Raw genomic sequence first — 17,843 nt, forward strand, 5'->3', positions numbered from 1 at the left:
AAAGAACCAGAGTGGCAACTGTCATTCTGGAAAACTAAATTATGCTTGTATCTTATAAATGGTTAAAAGAATTGGTGGACATTGATGTGCCATCACAAGAGTTGGCTGAAAAAATGTCAACTACAGGGATCGAGGTAGAAGGTGTCGAATCACCTGCTGCTGGTCTCTCAAAAATTGTCGTCGGTGAGGTCTTGTCTTGCGAAGATGTGCCAGAAACTCACCTCCATGTTTGTCAGGTTAACGTTGGCGAAGAAGAAGCCCGTCAAATCGTCTGTGGTGCACCGAATGTGCGTGCTGGTATCAAGGTTATGGTGGCTCTTCCAGGAGCTCGTATCGCTGACAATTACAAAATCAAAAAAGGAAAAATCCGTGGTTTAGAGTCACTTGGAATGATCTGTTCGCTTGGTGAACTGGGAATTTCTGACTCAGTTGTACCTAAGGAATTTGCAGATGGCATCCAAATCTTGCCAGAAAATGCCGTTCCAGGTGAGGAAGTCTTCTCATATCTAGACTTGGATGATGAAATCATCGAACTTTCTATCACACCCAATCGTGCGGATGCCCTTTCTATGCGTGGAGTGGCTCACGAAGTAGCAGCTATCTATGATAAGGCAGTCAACTTTAAAGAATTTACTCTTTCAGAAACTGACCAAGCTGCAGCAGATGCTCTTTCTGTGGGTATTGAGACAGACAAGGCGCCTTACTATGCAGCTCGTATCTTGGACAATGTGACCATCGCACCAAGTCCACAATGGTTGCAAAATCTTCTTATGAATGAAGGAATCCGTCCAATCAATAATGTAGTGGACGTGACCAACTACATCCTTCTCTACTTTGGTCAACCAATGCACGCCTTTGACTTGGATACCTTTGAAGGGAGTGACATCCGTGTACGTGAAGCGCGTGCTGGTGAAAAATTGGTGACCTTGGATGGCGAAGAACGTGACTTGGACGTGAATGACTTAGTTATCACTGTCGCAGACAAGCCAGTAGCCCTTGCAGGTGTCATGGGCGGTCAAGCAACAGAAATCTCTGATAAATCTAGTCGTGTCGTCCTTGAAGCTGCAGTCTTCAACGGAAAATCTATCCGCAAGACCAGTGGTCGCCTCAACCTTCGTTCTGAGTCATCTTCTCGCTTTGAAAAAGGCATCAATGTGGCAACAGTCAATGAAGCCCTTGATGCGGCAGCTAGCATGATTGCAGAACTTACAGGTGCGACGGTGCGTAAAGGTATCGTTTCAGCGGGTGAGCTTGATACCTCTGATGTGAAAGTTTCTTCAACTCTTGCTGATGTTAACCGTGTCCTCGGAACTGAGCTTTCTTATGCTGATGTAGAAGACGTCTTCCGTCGTCTTGGCTTTGGTCTTTCTGGAAATGCAGATAGCTTTACAGTCAGCGTCCCACGTCGCCGTTGGGATATCACCATCGAAGCGGACCTCTTTGAAGAAATCGCTCGTATCTATGGATATGACCGCTTGCCAACCAGCCTTCCAAAAGACGATGGTACAGCTGGTGAATTGACTGCGACACAAAAATTGCGTCGCCAAGTTCGTACTATTGCTGAAGGGGCAGGTTTGACAGAAATTATTACCTACGCTCTAACAACTCCTGAAAAAGCAGTTGAGTTCACAGCTCAACCAAGTAACCTTACTGAACTTATGTGGCCAATGACTGTGGACCGTTCTGTTCTTCGTCAAAATATGATCTCAGGGATCCTTGATACGGTAGCCTACAATGTAGCACGTAAGAATAAAAACTTGGCCCTTTACGAGATTGGAAAAGTCTTTGAACAAACAGGCAATCCAAAAGAAGAACTTCCAAATGAAATCAACAGCTTTGCCTTTGCCTTGACAGGCTTGGTTGCTGAAAAAGATTTCCAAACGGCAGTAGTTCCAGTTGATTTCTTCTATGCTAAGGGAATCCTAGAAGCGCTCTTTACTCGCTTGGGACTTGCAGTGACCTATACAGCTACGGCTGAGATTGCAAGCCTCCACCCAGGTCGTACAGCTATGATTTCACTCGGTGACCAAGTTCTTGGTTTCCTTGGTCAAGTGCATCCAGTCACTGCTAAGGCTTACGATATTCCAGAAACGTATGTAGCTGAGCTCAATCTTTCAGCCATCGAAACTGCGCTTCAACCTGCTAATCCATTTGTAGAAATTACTAAATTCCCAGCAGTTAGCCGTGACGTTGCCCTTCTCCTCAAGGCAGAAGTGACTCACCAAGAAGTTGTGGACGCTATCCAAGCTGCCGGTGTGAAACGTTTGACAGATATCAAACTCTTTGACGTCTTCTCAGGCGAAAAATTGGGACTTGGTATGAAGTCAATGGCTTATAGCTTGACCTTCCAAAATCCGGAAGATAGCTTAACGGACGAAGAAGTCGCACGCTATATGGAAAAAATCCAAGCGTCTCTCGAAGAAAAAGTCAATGCAGAAGTGCGTTAAAGTATCAATCCATCCTTCGGGGTGGATTTTTGCTTTTTAAATAACAATTCAGGATCAAAAATAGACAGTTGAGGAACAGAGAAGATAAATTGGAGTTTACCAGTGTATAATGTACTCATAACTCAAAGTACCCTAAGATTTTTTACTAAAATGAGGATGATAAAAATGGACAGAAATCATTGTAAAGGCTATCAAAAAGGAGTATAATGAGTGAAAGACATTTCGGAGGTGAAAGATGCTAGAAGTAAGAAGTCTAGAGAAAAGTTTTGGATCCAAGCAAGTTTTGTTTGGTATTAACTTTCAAGCGCGACCAGGTCGTATTTTAGGACTAGTCGGGAAAAATGGTGCTGGGAAGACAACGATTTTCCACAGTATTTTGAAGTTTTTAGAATATCAAGGAGAAATCAGTCTAGATGGTCAGAATATTCGTCAAGAGACCTACGCTCGGATTGGCTATCTGCCTGAAGAACGCAGTCTCATGCCCAAATTGACAGTCCTTGAACAAGTTCGTTACTTGGCTACTTTAAAAGGTATGGATGCCAAGGAGGTTAAGGAAAAACTCCCTCAATGGATGAAGAGGTTGGAAGTGAAAGGGAAGCTGACAGATAAAATTAAGAGTCTGTCAAAAGGAAATCAGCAGAAGATTCAGCTCATTATTACTCTGATTCATGAGCCAGACTTGATTATCTTGGATGAGCCTTTCAGTGGATTGGACCCAGTCAATACAGAATTGCTCAAGCAAGTTATTTTTCAAGAAAAAGAACGTGGGGCAACCATTATCTTTTCTGACCATGTCATGACCAACGTCGAGGAGCTTTGTGACGATATTCTCATGATTCGAGATGGCCGTGTGGTCTTGCATGGACCAGTTCAGGATGTTCGCAATCAATACGGGAAAACGCGTCTCTTTGTTTCAAGTGAACGAAGCAAGGAAGAATTGGAGAATCTTCCTCATGTTAAACAGGTGAGTTTGACCAAACAAGGTAGTTGGAAATTAATCTTGGAGGATGAGAGCGCTGGAAGAGAACTCTTCCCAATCTTGACTCAGGGGGAATATATCGCAACCTTTGATCAACAAGCGCCAACAATCGATGAAATCTTTAAACTAGAATCAGGGGTGGAAGTATGAGAAATATGTGGGTTGTAATCAAGGAAACCTATCTTCGACATGTCAAATCGTGGAGTTTCTTCTTTATGGTGATTTCACCGTTCCTCTTTTTAGGAATGTCTGTAGGAATTGCTTATCTCCAAGGGTCTTCTATGGCCAAGAATAGTAAGATAGCAGTAGTAACAACTGTGCCATCTGTGGAAGATGGGCTCAAGAGTACCAATGGTATCAACTTTGATTATCAGGATGAAGCCAGTGCCCAAGCTGCTATCAAGGATGAAAAAATCAAGGGTTATCTAACGATTGATCAAGAGGACAGCGTCTTCAAGGCCGTCTATCATGGTGAAACCTCTCTTGAAACAGGCATCAAGCTAGCAGTAACCAATAAACTCAATGAGCTTCAAGCTCAACTCAATCGCTCGGCTGCTAATTTGTCCCAAGAGCAGGAAAAGCGCCTGAGTCAAACCGTTGACTTTACGGAGAAGATTGATGAATCCAAGGAAAACAAAAAAATTGTTCAAACCATTGCGGCCGCAGGGCTTGGTTTCTTCCTTTATATGATTTTGATTACCTATGCTAGTGTCACTGCCCAGGAAGTGGCTAGCGAGAAAGGAACCAAAATTATGGAGGTGGTCTTCTCTAGTATCCGAGCTAGTCATTATTTCTACGCTCGCATGCTGGCTCTGCTTCTTGTGATTTTGACCCATATTGGCATTTACGTCGTGGGTGGACTTGCTGCCATTCTTCTCTTTAAGGACCTACCAATCTTGGCACAATCTGGTATTTTAAACCATATAGGAGAGGCTTTCTCGCTCAACACCTTATTGTTTGTCTTGGTTAGCCTCTTTATGTACGTTGTTTTAGCAGCCTTCCTAGGTTCTATGGTTTCTCGTCCTGAGGACTCAGGAAAAGCCTTGTCGCCTTTGATGATTTTGATTATAGGTGGTTTTTTTGGAGTTACAGCTCTAGGTGCAGCTGGTGACAATCTCATCTTGAAGATTGGTTCATATATTCCCTTTATTTCGACTTTCTTCATGCCGTTTAGAGCTATTAATGGTTATGCAAATGGGTTAGAAGCTTGGATTTCGCTTGCTATTACGATTGCTTTTGCAGTAACGGCAACAGTCTTTATCGGACGTATGTATGCTAGCCTCGTTCTGCAAACAGATGATTTAGGTCCTTGGAAAACCTTTAAACGTGCCTTATCTTATAAATAGAAGAGCCTCGCGAAAGCGAGGTTTTTTAGAGATAAAAAGAGTGGAATTCAGAAAAATATTTTTCATATCTATTGACTTTTAGGGGTGAAATTTGGTATTATAGTAGGCGGTATTGTTTACCCCATTTGAAAGGCCCCGGAACCTTCCAAATACTTTTCGATGGGAAGGAACACCCATCACCGTAAACAAAAATCGAACTATATATAGGAGAAATCATGAACAAAACAACATTTATGGCTAAACCAGGCCAAGTTGAACGTAAATGGTACGTAGTTGACGCAACTGATGTACCACTTGGACGTCTTTCTGCAGTAGTTGCTAGCGTACTTCGCGGAAAAAACAAACCAACATTTACACCACACACTGATACAGGTGACTTTGTGATTGTTATCAATGCTGAAAAAGTTAAATTGACTGGTAAAAAAGCAACTGATAAAATCTATTACACTCACTCAAACCACCCAGGTGGATTGAAACAAATCTCTGCAGGTGAACTTCGTTCTAAAAATGCAGTACGTTTGATCGAGAAATCAGTTAAAGGTATGCTTCCACACAATACTCTTGGACGCGCTCAAGGTATGAAGTTGAAAGTATTTGTTGGAGCTGAGCACACTCACGCTGCACAACAACCAGAAGTTCTTGATATTTCAGGACTTATCTAAGGAAAGGAACAATAAAGTATGTCACAAGCACAATATGCAGGTACTGGACGTCGTAAAAACGCTGTTGCACGCGTTCGCCTTGTTCCAGGAACTGGTAAAATCACTGTTAACAAAAAAGATGTTGAAGAGTACATCCCACACGCTGACCTTCGTCTTGTAATCAACCAACCATTCGCAGTTACTTCAACTGCAGGTTCATACGACGTTTTCGTTAACGTTGTAGGTGGTGGATACGCAGGTCAATCAGGAGCTATCCGTCACGGTATCGCTCGTGCCCTTCTTCAAGTAGACCCAGACTTCCGCGATTCATTGAAACGCGCAGGACTTCTTACACGTGACTCACGTAAAGTTGAACGTAAAAAACCAGGTCTTAAGAAAGCTCGTAAAGCATCACAATTCTCAAAACGTTAATTCGAAAGAATTACTATACTTACAAAGAGCACCTTTCGGGGTGTTCTTTTTTGTACTTTCTTGCTAAATTGGTGCAATTGATACAGTTGTTGCGACTTTAGTCGCTTACAAATGTGGCTGCAACCTGACAAAGTCAGTTGCCTCAAAACGTTAATCAATACTATACTATCAACGTTTCAAATCACTCGAAAGTTTACCTTATTGTTTCTTTTTATATTCTTAAGAAATCAAAAGCAACATAAGTCGTCAACTCTTTATTATAAAAACATTAATTAGTATTCTAGTATTATCTTCAGTCTAAAATCAGTATTTTGAGTTGTACGAAATCAGTTTTTGAATTTTGTCTTGTCTTACTTCATTTTCCTCTGAAGTTAAGTTTTTACTCAGAATCATTAGTTAAAAAGGAAAAAGAACTAGTTTTATATTTGGATTTGAAGTTTATAAAATTTTTAAAAGCTACAGAGAAACATGGTATAATGTAACTAAAGGAGGTAGCATATGTCCTTAGATATAGATAAAGAAAAGATGACAATCATGGGAGTAGCTTTTGAAAACCGATCCGTTTTTAAGAGTGTTTGGTATGCTTTAAGTACAAGTATGATTGAAGGATGGCGACCTACGGTTAGTGATGTTGAAAAATTACGAGATGAAGCTCTTGATCTGGGAATGGCTTAATGAAGCGTAAATGTTATTATTCTTATGACTATATTGATCCAGATGATTTATATACCTATCCGGTTTCTTCAGTTCTAAGAAATAAGCAGGAAGAACGAGATGAGCAAAAAGCACGTGAGCTGGAATATCATATGGTAGCAAGTCAGAGTTTGAAATTATTTATCAATCCTATCTTAGAAAAGTTGAAAAGTGATAACTCTTTAATAAACTTTTAGTTTTTTAAAAGATATTTTGTCCACTACATTTTTTCAATTGAGTATCATTTGTCATAGATAGAACATTGCATTCAGAATAATGAAAAACGCATCAAAATGGTGCGTTCTGTTTTTATGCTACCATAAAAGGAGGGAAACAAATTGAAAATTTTTAAGGGAGAGTTTTATCGAATCTCTGTATTAACAGACAAGTTAGTAAGGTTAGAATACTCTCAAACTGGAAGTTTTGAGGATAGAACGACACAACTTATCTATAATAGAGATTTTGGTCAAGTTTCGTTAGATTATATAGAGACATCAAACGTACTAGATATTATGACGGACTGTTTTCATCTGCACTTTAATAAAGGAGAATTTAACCCCGAAAATTTATTTATAGAATTAAAAGGAAATTTTGCCGTATATGGTAGTCGCTGGTATTTTGGTGAATCTATTGAAACGTTAAAAGGAACAGCTCGGACTCTGGATAAGGCAGATGGAGCAATCTCGTTAGAAGATGGAATTATTAGCCGAAATGGTATAGCCTTATTGGATGATTCTAAAGGATTTATTTGGGATGAACAGTCTGGTTATATTGAGAGAGAAAATCAAATTGACCTCTATTTCTTTGCCTATGGGCATGATTATAGAGGAGCAATCAGAGACTTTTACCATTTGACTGGTTCAACACCCTTGTTGCCAAGATATGCTTTAGGCAATTGGTGGAGTAGATATTGGCCTTATACGTCAGATGAATACTTGGATTTAATAGACAGATTTGAAACAGAGAAAATTCCATTATCTATCGGTGTGTTAGATATGGATTGGCATATAACTGACATTCCAGCTCGTTTTGGAAGTGGCTGGACAGGATATAGTTGGAATAAAAACTTAATACCTAATCCAGAACAGTTATTGCAACAACTTCATGATAAAAAGTTAAAACTCTCCTTAAATGTCCATCCTGCTGATGGTATACGAGCTTATGAAGAAGCTTATCCTCGGGTCGCCAAACGATTAGGGTTAAATGTAGAATTAGAGGAACCTGCTATTTTTGATTTTTTTAATCCCTCTTTTAGGGAATCCTACTTTAAAGATGTTCATTATGAGCTAGAAAAGCAGGGAGTAGATTTTTGGTGGATTGACTGGCAACAAGGGACACAAGGCATGTTGGATCCACTGTGGCTTTTAAACCATTATCATTATCAGGATAGTTGTAAAAATGCAGAAGGTGGTTTGATTTTATCAAGATATGCAGGTCCTGGTAGTCATCGCTACCCTGTTGGTTTTTCAGGGGATACTATTATTAGTTGGAATTCCTTAAGATTTCAACCTTATTTTACAGCGACAGCATCAAATATCGGTTATAGTTGGTGGAGCCATGATATCGGTGGGCACATGCTGGGGGATTATGACGAAGAGCTACAAACTAGATGGCTACAGTTTGGCGTTTTTAGTCCGATAACTCGATTACATAGTTCTAGAAGTCCTTTTAATAGTAAAGAACCTTGGTTTTTTTCAGAAACAACATCTAAGATTATGAAGAAATACCTACGTTTGAGACATCAGATGATTCCATATCTATATACCATGAATGTACAGACACATGAGGAAGGTGCCCCTTTAATCAGCCCAATGTATTATTTCTACCCAGAGAATGATGAGAGTTATAATGTTCCAAATCAATACTTTTTTGGAACAGAACTGATGGTGGCTCCCGTTGTAGAAAAGATGGACTTGGCATTCCAATCTGCAAAAGTGGATGTATGGTTCCCTGAAGGTGAATGGTATGACTTCTTTTCAGAGAAAAAATACACAGGTGGTGTGAAGTTAAGTGTTTATAGAGACATTTCGACTATACCTGTGTTCGCAAAAAGTGGTGCAATCATTCCCTTGGTTGGTTCTGAGATAGATATGGGTGTTGATTTACCTGAAGTTGTAGATTGGTATGTATTCCCAGGCAAACAACATTCTTTTGAAATGATTGAAGATCAAAATGGTCAAAGATATAAAACAAGATTATCAATCGATTGGGAAATGGGAATGGTAGAGTTGGCATTACAAGGAGATTCTAGTATCGTTCCAAGCAATAGAAGGCATAGAATTCATTTTAAAGGAACGAATGTGTCTATAATTGAATTGCCAAATAAGAATACTACAGCTAGATTTGAATGGAAAGATAATAAAATATCATCTCTGAATGACGAAGTTTTCAGACTACTAAAGACAGCTTCTCTTCCATATGAATTAAAAGATAGATTGTTAAATCAATTCATCAATGCCAAAAATTCTCCTGAGTTAATGAATATCTTGCATCATCAGGATAAGGAATTGAGAGGGCGTTTGTTGGAAATGATATTTACTAGCGAAAACTAATTGAGAAATTTCGTACACAATTTCTATTATTTAATTACTAATTATTTATTTTTTAATGTGTAATAGTTTTACATCTCTATGCTTATTGGCTTGTATTTTAGTAATTACAAGTTTGGCATAGGGATTTTTTTGTTTACTGAAGAGGAGAGGATAAGATAAGTAAGTTTCAAGTTTTGAAATATTTTTTAAACTAAACAAGAGCAAATTTTTAAAGGTGATTTTTCAAAGTAACTTCCATTTGCCTGACCGAAGTGGAAGTTAGTCTGAAATGGATTTTTATGATGGAATTAAGTATGAGATGTATGATTTTTTCAGAAAATTTTCTAAAACAAACAGGATTTGTTTGACATTTGTTTGAAAATTCTGTAAAATGAATTATTATATCGTTAAAGGAGAATATATATGGAAAAACAGAAAACATATTTTGGACATCCTATGGGCTTGTCCACCCTCTTCTTTACAGAGATGTGGGAACGCTTTTCTTACTATGGGATGCGAGCTATCCTACTTTACTATATGTACTATAGTGTGCAAGATGGTGGGTTGGGGATGGATAAGACCACGGCTGCATCGGTTATGGCGATTTATGGCTCGCTGGTATTTTTGTCCTCGGTTATCGGTGGTTTTGTCAGTGACCGTATTTTAGGAAGCCGTAAGACTGTCTTTTACGGTGGGATTCTGATTATGCTAGGGCATATTGCTTTGGCAACACCTTTTGGACAAGTGGCTCTCTATCTTTCTATTGCCTTGATTATCTTTGGAACTGGATTTTTAAAACCCAATATCTCAGATATGGTGGGGGGAATTTATGAGAAAGAGGATGATAGACGGGATGCAGGTTTTAGTATCTTTGTCTTTGGTATTAACTTAGGTGCCTTCGTTGCCCCTTATTTAGTAGGTTATCTAGGTCAGGAAGTTAATTTCCATCTAGGTTTCTCATTAGCTGCCATTGGGATGTTCTTTGGTTTGGTGAAGTATGTTTTAGATGGGAAGAAATATCTGCCTGAATCAAGTCTTTACCCCACTGATCCACTTTCACAGAAGGACCAGCAGACCTTGATTAAACGTTTGCTGCTTACACTTGTCGTAGTTATTCTCGTGGTTATAGGTTTAGTCTTTACTCACCAGTTTAATGTGGATATGATTGTTAATATCTTTACAGTGATTGCTGTAATTATTCCAATCTACTATTTCTTCAAAATTTTATCTAGTCAGAAAATAACTGCTACTGAGAGATCCCGAGTATTTGCTTACATTCCTCTATTTATCGCTGGAGTGCTCTTCTGGTCTATTGAGGAGCAGGGGTCTGTTGTTCTCGCTCTATTTGCGGATGATCAAACTCGACTTTACTTTAATGTATTTGGGAATCAGATTCATTTCCCATCTAGCTTTTTCCAAAGTATCAATCCACTTTTCATTATGATTTATGTGCCGATTTTTGCATGGTTGTGGGGGAAAATGGGTAAAAAGCAACCGTCCTCTTCTAAGAAATTTGCTTACGGTTTATTAGCTGCAGGTTTATCCTTCTTGTGGATGATGTTACCAGGGATGATCTTTGGGACAGATGTTAAGGTCAGTCCTTTCTGGTTGATTATGAGTTGGGCTATTGTGATTGTGGGGGAAATGTTGATTTCGCCTATTGGTCTATCAGTCACTACTAAGCTAGCACCAAAATCCTTCCAAGCACAAATGATGTCTATCTGGTTCTTGAGTAACGCTGCTGCCCAAGCTATCAATGCTCAAATTGTAAAATTTTATACAAGTGAAACTGAAGTAGCTTACTATGGAATTGTTGGAGGAATTACGATTGTATTCGGTATTATCTTACTCTTCTACGTTCCACGTATTGAAAAACTAATGTCTGGTATCAAATAGAGAAAAACTGGAATTTCTGTAGGGATTTTGAAAGTTAGATCAATTATTTATTCAAAGGATTTAGTTCTGTATTGTATAGGGCTAGGTCCTTTTAGTTTGATTAATACTCTTCGAAAATCAAATTCAAACCGCGTCAACGTCGCCTTGCCGTACTCAAGTACAGCCTGCGGCTAGTTTCCTAGTTTGCTCTTTGATTTTCATTGAGTATAAAACTCACGATGTTTCTGCTTTTCCTAGTGGACATTTGTACACTTTTTTTATATAATAAAACTAAACCATGTTGGTTGAGTTTTAAAAATATGACTTCAAGCATCGATTAGTCTTTCTAAGAGAGATAATGTCCATTAAAGCATCATAATAGGAGGTGAAGTATGTATCAGCCAGAAAAATTAAAGGCTCGGAGGAAAGAGTTAAAACTAACACAGAAGGAAATTGCAGAGCAACTTGGGATTAGCTTTCAGGCTTACTCAGCTTGGGAACGTGGAGTCAAGGAACCGTCCAAGGAGAAGGTAGCCCAGCTAGAGAACATTTTAAAAGTACCAAAAGGATATTTTACTCAGATCGAGATTGTCCGTCTCTATCATAGCCTCTCCAAGCAAGGGAAGGAGAAGGTTGTTCTCTATGCTCGCAACCTATCTCAAGAGGAGCAAGCCCAGAAAGTGACAGCTATGCCAGAGCGCCTCTACGAGTACCGTGTTTATGAACGCATGTCAGCAGGGATTGGGGCTTCGGTCTACGATGATCAGAATTTTGATACAGTTTACTTTAATGAGGAGTTGGCTCATGATTTTGCGTCATGGGTGTCTGGGGACTCCATGGAACCTAAATACCAAAATGGTTCAGTGGCTCTGATTCGAGAGACAGGATTTGACTATGACGGGGCGGTTTATGCAGTGGTTTGCAACAACCAGACCTATATCAAACGGGTCTATCGAGAGGAGAATGGATTGCGTCTGGTCTCTATCAATCCTAAATACAAGGATATTTTCATCTCCTATGAGGAAGATCCTCGGATTGTTGGCATTATCGTTGGAAACTTTGTGCCGATGGAGGGTTAGTCTATGGGCTACTTTGATTATTCCAGAGAGCCCAAAAGTGACATTGCCTTTGTCGATATGAAATCCTTTTATGCCAGTGTCGAGTGTGTGAAAAGGGGCTTGCATCCGCTGAAGACTTCGCTTTGTGTCATGAGTCGCGCGGATAATTCCACTGGTCTTATCCTAGCCTCCTCTCCCCTGTTTAAGAAGATTTTTGGCAAGTCAAATGTTGGTCGGGCCTATGATCTGCCCTTTGATATCAAGACCCGTAAATTTTCCTATTACAATGCTCGAAAGCAAGGGCTACCTACCGACTCAGACTATGTTCGTTACATCGAAGATTGGGCTCAAGTGACCTTGATTGTGCCACCTAGGATGGATGAGTACATCGCGGTCAATATGGAAATCCAGCGAATCTTTCAAAACTATGGCAGTCCAGATGATATTTATCCCTACTCTATCGATGAGGGCTTTATTGACCTGACTAGTTCACTTAATTATTTCATTTCAGACAAGAGTCTCTCTCGCAAAGACAAGCTGGATATGCTTTCTGCTCGTATTCAGAGGGATATTTGGAGGCAGACAGGGATCTACTCTACAGTGGGCATGTCAAATGCCAATCCTTTACTGGCCAAGTTGGCTCTGGATAATGAGGCTAAGCACACTCCGACCATGAGGGCCAACTGGTCTTACCAGGATGTGGAAGAGAAGGTCTGGTCCATTCCCAAGATGACCGACTTTTGGGGAATTGGCAGGCGGATGGAGAAACGCTTGCATGCTCTGGGGATTTTTTCCATCAAGGAATTGGCAATCAGCAATCCCGACCAGTTAAAGAAAGCTCTGGGTCAGGCTGGCCTGCGTTTGTGGTTTCATGCTAACGGAATTGATGAAAGCAATGTTCATAAGCCCTATAAAGCCAAATCCAAGGGCTTGGGGAATTCTCAAATCTTGCCGAGAGACTACGTGAAGCTACGGGATATTGAAATTATTATCCGAGAAATGGCGGAGCAGGTAGCTATTAGATTGAGAAGGTCTGGTAAGAAAACAACCCTTGTCTCTATCTATGTCGGTTTCTCTAAACAGGAGGTCAGGCCGTCTATTCACACACAAATGAAGGTCGAACCGACCAATAATACAGCTGTCTTAACGGATTATGTTTTGAAGCTATTTCATAACAAATACACGTCAGGAGCGGTCAGAAGTGTCGGAGTTAACTATTCAGGATTTGTAGACGAGTCCTTTGGATTGATCTCCCTCTTTGATGATGTTAACAAGTTAGAAAAAGAAGAAAGGCTCCAGACGGCCATTGACTCCATTCGGGAACAATTTGGTTTCACTTCTCTCTTAAAGGCCAATGCACTGGAAGAAGCCTCTAGGAGTCTTGCTAGAAGCAAGCTGATTGGGGGACATTCTGCTGGAGGATTAGATGGATTAAAATGATTGATCGTTCTTATTTACCTTTTCAATCCGCGCGAGATTATCAAGATCCAGGGATGCAGAAGTGGATGGGATTTTACCTCTCAGAACACACCAGTTCGCTCAGTGAAGAAAAAAGCCGTGTTGATTTTTCGACGGATTTGACTCCAGATGAGAAGTTGCACTTGCTTTCTCAGCTTTATGTTGGCCAACTTAAGGGAAGTTTTGTGGTAAAGGAAAAGAAGCAGAAGGCGACTATCATCGGTGAGGTGAGGGAGTTATCACATCAGACTCTATCTATTAGGACAAACGAGGGATATAGGTTGATAGAGGTTGCAGATATCCTAGAAATTCGGCTGTGGGAGGAGGGAGTTTATGACTAGAAAAGAGCTGTATGAAAACAAACTGCAGATGGATTATTTTTCAGATAACTATATTCATTTTGAAGAGGATTTTCAAAAATACTCTGCCATGAACGTACCCTTGACTTTCTTGATTGATGACATTCTACGAACCATGGCGATGAATCAGAAAAACTACTTTGTCTTAAACAAGGAAAATGCCAAGGATGGGCGGGAGCATAGCTTTTATTTTAGGGTGGTAACGGAAAAAGCGTGTCCTAGAAATAGGACCTATACATATTCAGGAGTCAAGAATAGCAGTCAGTAGTGCCTTGTCTGCTATGAATGTATCATTTTTACAACACTTCATGGTTCATATCATGGGGTGTTTTCCTATTCAAGTCAAAGCCCATCAAAAAATCCCACTATTCTTAGGCTAAAGGAGAACTAATAATAGTGAGATTGTGAAATTATAGTAGGTTTTGTATCGCCTCTTCAATTTGTTTTGGGTCTGTTTTTGAAGAGAAGCGTTCAAAGACCTGACCATCACGACCGATAAGAAACTTAGCGAAATTCCATTCGATTCGTTTTCCTAGTGGACCAGATTTCTGGTCTTTCAACCAGACATAGAGGGGATCTGTTTCCTTGCCGTTGACCTTGATCTTGGCAAAACGTGGGAAGCTGGTCTGGTAATGTAGGCTACAGAAGGCGTTGATTTCCTCTGCGCTACCTGGTGCTTGTCCCATAAACTGATTGCAAGGGAAGTCTAAAATCTCAAAACCTTGGTCTTGATAGCGATCATAGAGTTCTTGAAGTCCTTGGTACTGGAGCGTTAAACCACATCCAGTAGCAGTGTTGACAACCAAAATAACCTTACCACGATAGGCATCTAGTGGAGTTTCTTGCTTGTCTTGGTTCAAGACTGAAAAATCGTATAGTGAAGTCATTGCTTGCTTTTCTCCTTCTGTTTGGTATTTTTAGGAGTTTTCTCCTCCTGTAGTGATAGAAATCCGTAGGTCAGGGTTCCAAAAATGCTTCCGATAATCAGGCCATACATCAGGAAAGGAACACTTTTATCGAATTGCATGAGCAATTTCACAAAATCTGAAAGGGACATCTGCTGAACGAAGACTTTATGAAAGATGAGTAAGGTAAAGAAGCCAATCTGAATACTGATAAACACAATCCAGCTTCGGAATTTGATTTGGGCTTTGCTGTAGGTTTTGAGAATGATTTCTGATTTGTCATCCTTTTCAAGATGAAGCTCTTGGACGGCTTTTTGAGCTTTTATACTCATGAACAAAATGAGTCCAAAATAGATGTAGGGCATAACATTTCGAACAATTTCTATAAAGCTTCCGAACAAAATATAGAATAGGAAGAGAATGAAGGAAGAGTAAAAGATTTGGATCATGGAACGGGCGCAAGCCTTGTAGATAACCTCTTGACGGCATTCATCAAAAGGCCCTTGGATATGAAAGAAATTTCGAAGTAGGCGAGTTGTTAAGTCTTCTTTTTTCATGGGTGATTTCTCCTAAATGAACGATGTTATTTTGTTTCTTTTACGAATTGATAGAGATAATAAAGATAAGTAATAGAAGAAAGGATAGCGATAGTTAGCAGTATATAATATTTCCAATTGATTGAAATGAGCGTCAGTTGTGGTAAGGATAGAATCATAAAGAATAGTGCTAAGTTGAGTATGCGCGTTTTTTGGGAGTCAATCTTTAGATAAGTCAATCCTTTGTTGAGTGCTGGAACAAAGACTGGAAGGAAGACTATATCGTAGATTGGCAAGTTCCCTGAAACGATGATGAAGGTGAGTAGAGAAGCAAACAAAAGATGATAGGTAAGTAAAGTTACTAGTGATTTCATAGGGCACCTCCTAATCCTCATCTTGCTCTTTTTTAGTTTTTGCAATGCGACGGGAGATGAGGAACTGTATGCTTGCTCCGAAGAAGATAGAACCGAGAATGCTTGATACACCATTTCTTATAGTGAGGAGAGAATGAAAATAGTCCTGACCTTCACCTATGAGTATACTGAGAAGAGGAGTTATAAAAAACATCCATAGACCAAAGAACAAACCTGCTTTAAGACCTGGGTAGTATAGTTGCTTACTTTCTTTCTCACTTAGCATATCTGGATCAATAGCTGTAATCCCTGTTTTTTTCATTTGGTAGGTGACATAGCCAGCAGCGATGAGGGCAATCACTAGAATCAGAGGAGGATAGATTAGAGCCACTTCTTGAGGGTATTTATAGGCCAGAAGGAGTGGAATAAGATTTCCGAAAATCATCAGATAAAAGAGGATGATAAAGACTTGGTTACCGATACGATCGGCCTCACGCCGTTTGTATTCGTCAAGGGGACCAGAAATACCGTATGTGCGTTTGATGAGTTTTTCAGTGAAGGTTTCTTTTTTCATGAGTTGGCTCCTTTTTTAAAAATCATCCTCCCAAAAGAGACTGTTTAGGTCAGTTTGGAGGCTGCGGGCGAGATTGAGACAGAGTTCCAGGGTTGGATTGTACTTGTCGTTTTCAATCATATTGATGGTCTGTCTCGAGACACCGATATCCTTGGCTAGCTCGAGCTGGGAAATGCCCAGTTCCTTGCGAAATTCTTTCACACGATTCATCTGGACTCCTTTCTGATTTGTGTCGTATATATTTGACTATATTATATTCTTCTATGAAATAGATGTCAAGCATATTTGACATATTTCTTAAAGAAATCTTACTTTTTTTGACCTATTTGTCTGACTAGTGCAAGCTAGTCGGATTTGTGGTAAAATAGATAGGATATGACAAAAGAATTTCATCATGTAACGGTCTTACTCCACGAAACGATTGATATGCTCGACGTAAAGCCTGACGGTATCTACGTTGATGCGACTTTGGGTGGAGCGGGCCATAGCGAATATTTATTAAGTAAATTAAGTGAAAAAGGCCATCTCTATGCCTTTGACCAGGACCAGAATGCCATTGACAATGCGCAAAAACGTTTGGCACCTTACATTGAAAAGGGAATGGTGACCTTTATCAAGGATAACTTCCGTCATTTACAGACACGTTTGCACGAAGCTGGTGTTCAGGAAATTGATGGAATTTGTTATGACTTGGGAGTGTCTAGTCCTCAGCTAGACCAGCGAGAGCGTGGTTTTTCTTATAAAAAGGATGCGCCACTAGACATGCGCATGAATCAGGATGCTAGTCTGACAGCTTATGAAGTGGTGAACCACTATGACTATCATGACTTGGTTCGAATTTTCTTCAAATATGGCGAGGACAAATTTTCTAAACAGATTGCGCGTAAGATTGAACAAGCACGTGAAGTCAAGCCAATCGAGACAACGACTGAGTTGGCAGAAATTATCAAGTCGGCTAAACCTGCCAAGGAGCTCAAGAAGAAGGGTCATCCTGCCAAGCAGATTTTCCAGGCTATTCGAATTGAAGTCAATGATGAACTGGGAGCTGCAGATGAGTCCATCCAGCAGGCTATGGAGATGTTGGCTCTGGATGGTAGAATTTCAGTGATTACCTTTCATTCATTAGAAGACCGCTTGACCAAGCAATTGTTCAAGGAGGCTTCAACAGTTGAAGTTCCCAAAGGTTTGCCTTTCATCCCAGATGATCTCAAGCCCAAGATGGAATTGGTATCCCGTAAGCCAATCTTGCCAAGTGCAGAAGAATTAGAAGCCAATAACCGCTCGCACTCAGCCAAGTTGCGCGTGGCCAGAAAAATTCACAAGTAAGAGGAAAAAATGGTAGATAAGAAAGAAACAACCAGTCAATTCTTGCAGAATCGTATAAAAAAATTCTCACGTGTGGAGAAGGCTTTTTATCTTTCCATCGCTTTTACGGCTCTCGTTTTAGCAGTGAGCATTATCTTTATGCAGACACGACTCTTGCAAGTGCAAAGTGATTTGACAAAAATCAATGCGCAGATAGAGGAAAAGAAGACAGAGCTCGATGATGCTAAGCAGGAAGTGAATGAATTGATTCGTTCAGAGCGCTTGAAAGAGATTGCAGATAAAAAAGATTTGAAATTGAATAATGAAAACATCCGAACAGCGGAGTAAGAT

The 17,843-nt window shown here is 40.0% G+C and carries 20 protein-coding genes; 15 read left to right on the forward strand and 5 right to left on the reverse strand.

Translation table 11 applies throughout. The features are described 5' to 3' along the window. Positions 1 to 41: 41 nt before the first annotated feature. The 13 genes from pheT to K1I71_RS00630 all read left to right on the forward strand — a co-directional run bounded on the left by pheT (position 42) and on the right by K1I71_RS00630 (position 14,087). Complete coding sequence (gene pheT, locus K1I71_RS00570) at positions 42 to 2,447, forward strand: phenylalanine--tRNA ligase subunit beta (protein ID WP_045612287.1); 2,406 nt, start codon at positions 42 to 44, stop codon at positions 2,445 to 2,447. A 235-nt stretch (positions 2,448 to 2,682) separates the two neighbouring features. Beyond that, on the forward strand, positions 2,683 to 3,576 hold the full coding sequence (locus K1I71_RS00575; RefSeq protein WP_223329901.1) for an ABC transporter ATP-binding protein: 894 nt from the start codon (positions 2,683 to 2,685) through the stop codon (positions 3,574 to 3,576). Further along, complete coding sequence (locus K1I71_RS00580) at positions 3,573 to 4,772, forward strand: ABC transporter permease (protein ID WP_223329902.1); 1,200 nt, start codon at positions 3,573 to 3,575, stop codon at positions 4,770 to 4,772. Before K1I71_RS00575 ends, K1I71_RS00580 begins: the two co-directional genes overlap by 4 nt. Positions 4,773 to 4,987: 215 nt before the next feature. Then, complete coding sequence (rplM, locus tag K1I71_RS00585; RefSeq protein ID WP_001044624.1) at positions 4,988 to 5,434, forward strand: 50S ribosomal protein L13; 447 nt, start codon at positions 4,988 to 4,990, stop codon at positions 5,432 to 5,434. A gap of 18 nt (positions 5,435 to 5,452) precedes the next feature. After that, complete coding sequence (gene rpsI / locus K1I71_RS00590; RefSeq protein ID WP_000075964.1) at positions 5,453 to 5,845, forward strand: 30S ribosomal protein S9; 393 nt, start codon at positions 5,453 to 5,455, stop codon at positions 5,843 to 5,845. Between the two features lie 498 nt (positions 5,846 to 6,343). After that, positions 6,344 to 6,520, forward strand: a complete 177-nt coding sequence (locus tag K1I71_RS00595; protein ID WP_023946673.1) for a hypothetical protein — start codon at positions 6,344 to 6,346, stop codon at positions 6,518 to 6,520. Then, positions 6,520 to 6,735, forward strand: a complete 216-nt coding sequence (locus K1I71_RS00600) for a cell filamentation fic domain protein (protein ID WP_023946671.1) — start codon at positions 6,520 to 6,522, stop codon at positions 6,733 to 6,735. The genes K1I71_RS00595 and K1I71_RS00600 overlap by 1 nt, the downstream gene beginning before the upstream one ends. 141 nt (positions 6,736 to 6,876) lie before the next feature. Next, positions 6,877 to 9,090: a glycoside hydrolase family 31 protein gene (locus tag K1I71_RS00605; protein ID WP_223329903.1), complete on the forward strand. Its 2,214-nt coding sequence runs from the start codon at positions 6,877 to 6,879 to the stop codon at positions 9,088 to 9,090. Positions 9,091 to 9,492: 402 nt separating this feature from the next. Then, the gene (locus tag K1I71_RS00610) at positions 9,493 to 10,965 is read left to right on the forward strand and encodes a peptide MFS transporter (RefSeq protein WP_223329904.1); all 1,473 of its coding nucleotides are present in this window, start codon (positions 9,493 to 9,495) and stop codon (positions 10,963 to 10,965) included. Between the two features lie 371 nt (positions 10,966 to 11,336). Beyond that, the gene (locus tag K1I71_RS00615) at positions 11,337 to 12,023 is read left to right on the forward strand and encodes an XRE family transcriptional regulator (protein ID WP_223329905.1); all 687 of its coding nucleotides are present in this window, start codon (positions 11,337 to 11,339) and stop codon (positions 12,021 to 12,023) included. 3 nt (positions 12,024 to 12,026) lie between these two features. Then, a complete protein-coding gene (locus K1I71_RS00620) occupies positions 12,027 to 13,442 on the forward strand; it encodes a Y-family DNA polymerase (RefSeq protein ID WP_223329906.1) in 1,416 nt (471 codons plus the stop codon). After that, the gene (locus tag K1I71_RS00625) at positions 13,439 to 13,801 is read left to right on the forward strand and encodes a hypothetical protein (RefSeq protein ID WP_033686382.1); all 363 of its coding nucleotides are present in this window, start codon (positions 13,439 to 13,441) and stop codon (positions 13,799 to 13,801) included. The genes K1I71_RS00620 and K1I71_RS00625 overlap by 4 nt, the downstream gene beginning before the upstream one ends. Next, on the forward strand, positions 13,794 to 14,087 hold the full coding sequence (locus K1I71_RS00630) for a DUF5960 family protein (protein ID WP_000196991.1): 294 nt from the start codon (positions 13,794 to 13,796) through the stop codon (positions 14,085 to 14,087). Before K1I71_RS00625 ends, K1I71_RS00630 begins: the two co-directional genes overlap by 8 nt. 142 nt (positions 14,088 to 14,229) lie before the next feature. On the opposite strand, the gene K1I71_RS00635 is transcribed toward K1I71_RS00630, so the two are convergent. The 5 genes from K1I71_RS00635 to K1I71_RS00655 are packed head-to-tail and all read right to left on the reverse strand — an operon-like array spanning position 14,230 to position 16,397. Continuing rightward, positions 14,230 to 14,706, reverse strand: coding sequence for a glutathione peroxidase (locus K1I71_RS00635; RefSeq protein WP_223329907.1), 477 nt, complete (start codon positions 14,704 to 14,706; stop codon positions 14,230 to 14,232). Beyond that, positions 14,703 to 15,281 (reverse strand): DUF3278 domain-containing protein, encoded by a 579-nt coding sequence (locus K1I71_RS00640; RefSeq protein WP_000711239.1) that lies wholly within the window; start codon positions 15,279 to 15,281, stop codon positions 14,703 to 14,705. Before K1I71_RS00640 ends, K1I71_RS00635 begins: the two co-directional genes overlap by 4 nt. 26 nt (positions 15,282 to 15,307) lie before the next feature. Beyond that, complete coding sequence (locus K1I71_RS00645) at positions 15,308 to 15,634, reverse strand: hypothetical protein (RefSeq protein WP_223329908.1); 327 nt, start codon at positions 15,632 to 15,634, stop codon at positions 15,308 to 15,310. A gap of 10 nt (positions 15,635 to 15,644) precedes the next feature. Beyond that, the gene (locus K1I71_RS00650) at positions 15,645 to 16,187 is read right to left on the reverse strand and encodes a DUF3278 domain-containing protein (protein WP_084925887.1); all 543 of its coding nucleotides are present in this window, start codon (positions 16,185 to 16,187) and stop codon (positions 15,645 to 15,647) included. A 15-nt stretch (positions 16,188 to 16,202) separates the two neighbouring features. Further along, the gene (locus tag K1I71_RS00655) at positions 16,203 to 16,397 is read right to left on the reverse strand and encodes a helix-turn-helix transcriptional regulator (RefSeq protein ID WP_001082470.1); all 195 of its coding nucleotides are present in this window, start codon (positions 16,395 to 16,397) and stop codon (positions 16,203 to 16,205) included. A gap of 165 nt (positions 16,398 to 16,562) precedes the next feature. On the opposite strand from K1I71_RS00655, the gene rsmH reads away from it, so the two are divergent. Together rsmH and ftsL are read left to right on the forward strand one after the other, a co-directional pair. Then, positions 16,563 to 17,513 (forward strand): 16S rRNA (cytosine(1402)-N(4))-methyltransferase RsmH, encoded by a 951-nt coding sequence (gene rsmH / locus K1I71_RS00660; protein WP_000159419.1) that lies wholly within the window; start codon positions 16,563 to 16,565, stop codon positions 17,511 to 17,513. A gap of 9 nt (positions 17,514 to 17,522) precedes the next feature. After that, positions 17,523 to 17,840, forward strand: a complete 318-nt coding sequence (ftsL, locus tag K1I71_RS00665; RefSeq protein ID WP_000227824.1) for a cell division protein FtsL — start codon at positions 17,523 to 17,525, stop codon at positions 17,838 to 17,840. The last annotated feature ends 3 nt before the right edge of the window (positions 17,841 to 17,843 follow it).

The sequence above is a fragment of the Streptococcus mitis genome (assembly GCF_019929545.1).
GTDB lineage: Bacteria > Bacillota > Bacilli > Lactobacillales > Streptococcaceae > Streptococcus > Streptococcus mitis_BU.

What these genes read in the sequence shown, in the direction of transcription:
- pheT (WP_045612287.1), top strand. Translation starts at nt 42, where the DNA reads ATGCTTGTATCTTATAAATGGTTAAAAGAATTGGTGGACATTGATGTG.
- K1I71_RS00575 (WP_223329901.1), top strand. Translation starts at nt 2,683, where the DNA reads ATGCTAGAAGTAAGAAGTCTAGAGAAAAGTTTTGGATCCAAGCAAGTT.
- K1I71_RS00580 (WP_223329902.1), top strand. Translation starts at nt 3,573, where the DNA reads ATGAGAAATATGTGGGTTGTAATCAAGGAAACCTATCTTCGACATGTC.
- rplM (WP_001044624.1), top strand. Translation starts at nt 4,988, where the DNA reads ATGAACAAAACAACATTTATGGCTAAACCAGGCCAAGTTGAACGTAAA.
- rpsI (WP_000075964.1), top strand. Translation starts at nt 5,453, where the DNA reads ATGTCACAAGCACAATATGCAGGTACTGGACGTCGTAAAAACGCTGTT.
- K1I71_RS00595 (WP_023946673.1), top strand. Translation starts at nt 6,344, where the DNA reads ATGTCCTTAGATATAGATAAAGAAAAGATGACAATCATGGGAGTAGCT.
- K1I71_RS00600 (WP_023946671.1), top strand. Translation starts at nt 6,520, where the DNA reads ATGAAGCGTAAATGTTATTATTCTTATGACTATATTGATCCAGATGAT.
- K1I71_RS00610 (WP_223329904.1), top strand. Translation starts at nt 9,493, where the DNA reads ATGGAAAAACAGAAAACATATTTTGGACATCCTATGGGCTTGTCCACC.
- K1I71_RS00615 (WP_223329905.1), top strand. Translation starts at nt 11,337, where the DNA reads ATGTATCAGCCAGAAAAATTAAAGGCTCGGAGGAAAGAGTTAAAACTA.
- K1I71_RS00620 (WP_223329906.1), top strand. Translation starts at nt 12,027, where the DNA reads ATGGGCTACTTTGATTATTCCAGAGAGCCCAAAAGTGACATTGCCTTT.
- K1I71_RS00625 (WP_033686382.1), top strand. Translation starts at nt 13,439, where the DNA reads ATGATTGATCGTTCTTATTTACCTTTTCAATCCGCGCGAGATTATCAA.
- K1I71_RS00630 (WP_000196991.1), top strand. Translation starts at nt 13,794, where the DNA reads ATGACTAGAAAAGAGCTGTATGAAAACAAACTGCAGATGGATTATTTT.
- K1I71_RS00635 (WP_223329907.1), bottom strand. Translation starts at nt 14,706, where the DNA reads ATGACTTCACTATACGATTTTTCAGTCTTGAACCAAGACAAGCAAGAA.
- K1I71_RS00640 (WP_000711239.1), bottom strand. Translation starts at nt 15,281, where the DNA reads ATGAAAAAAGAAGACTTAACAACTCGCCTACTTCGAAATTTCTTTCAT.
- K1I71_RS00645 (WP_223329908.1), bottom strand. Translation starts at nt 15,634, where the DNA reads ATGAAATCACTAGTAACTTTACTTACCTATCATCTTTTGTTTGCTTCT.
- K1I71_RS00650 (WP_084925887.1), bottom strand. Translation starts at nt 16,187, where the DNA reads ATGAAAAAAGAAACCTTCACTGAAAAACTCATCAAACGCACATACGGT.
- K1I71_RS00655 (WP_001082470.1), bottom strand. Translation starts at nt 16,397, where the DNA reads ATGAATCGTGTGAAAGAATTTCGCAAGGAACTGGGCATTTCCCAGCTC.
- rsmH (WP_000159419.1), top strand. Translation starts at nt 16,563, where the DNA reads ATGACAAAAGAATTTCATCATGTAACGGTCTTACTCCACGAAACGATT.
- ftsL (WP_000227824.1), top strand. Translation starts at nt 17,523, where the DNA reads ATGGTAGATAAGAAAGAAACAACCAGTCAATTCTTGCAGAATCGTATA.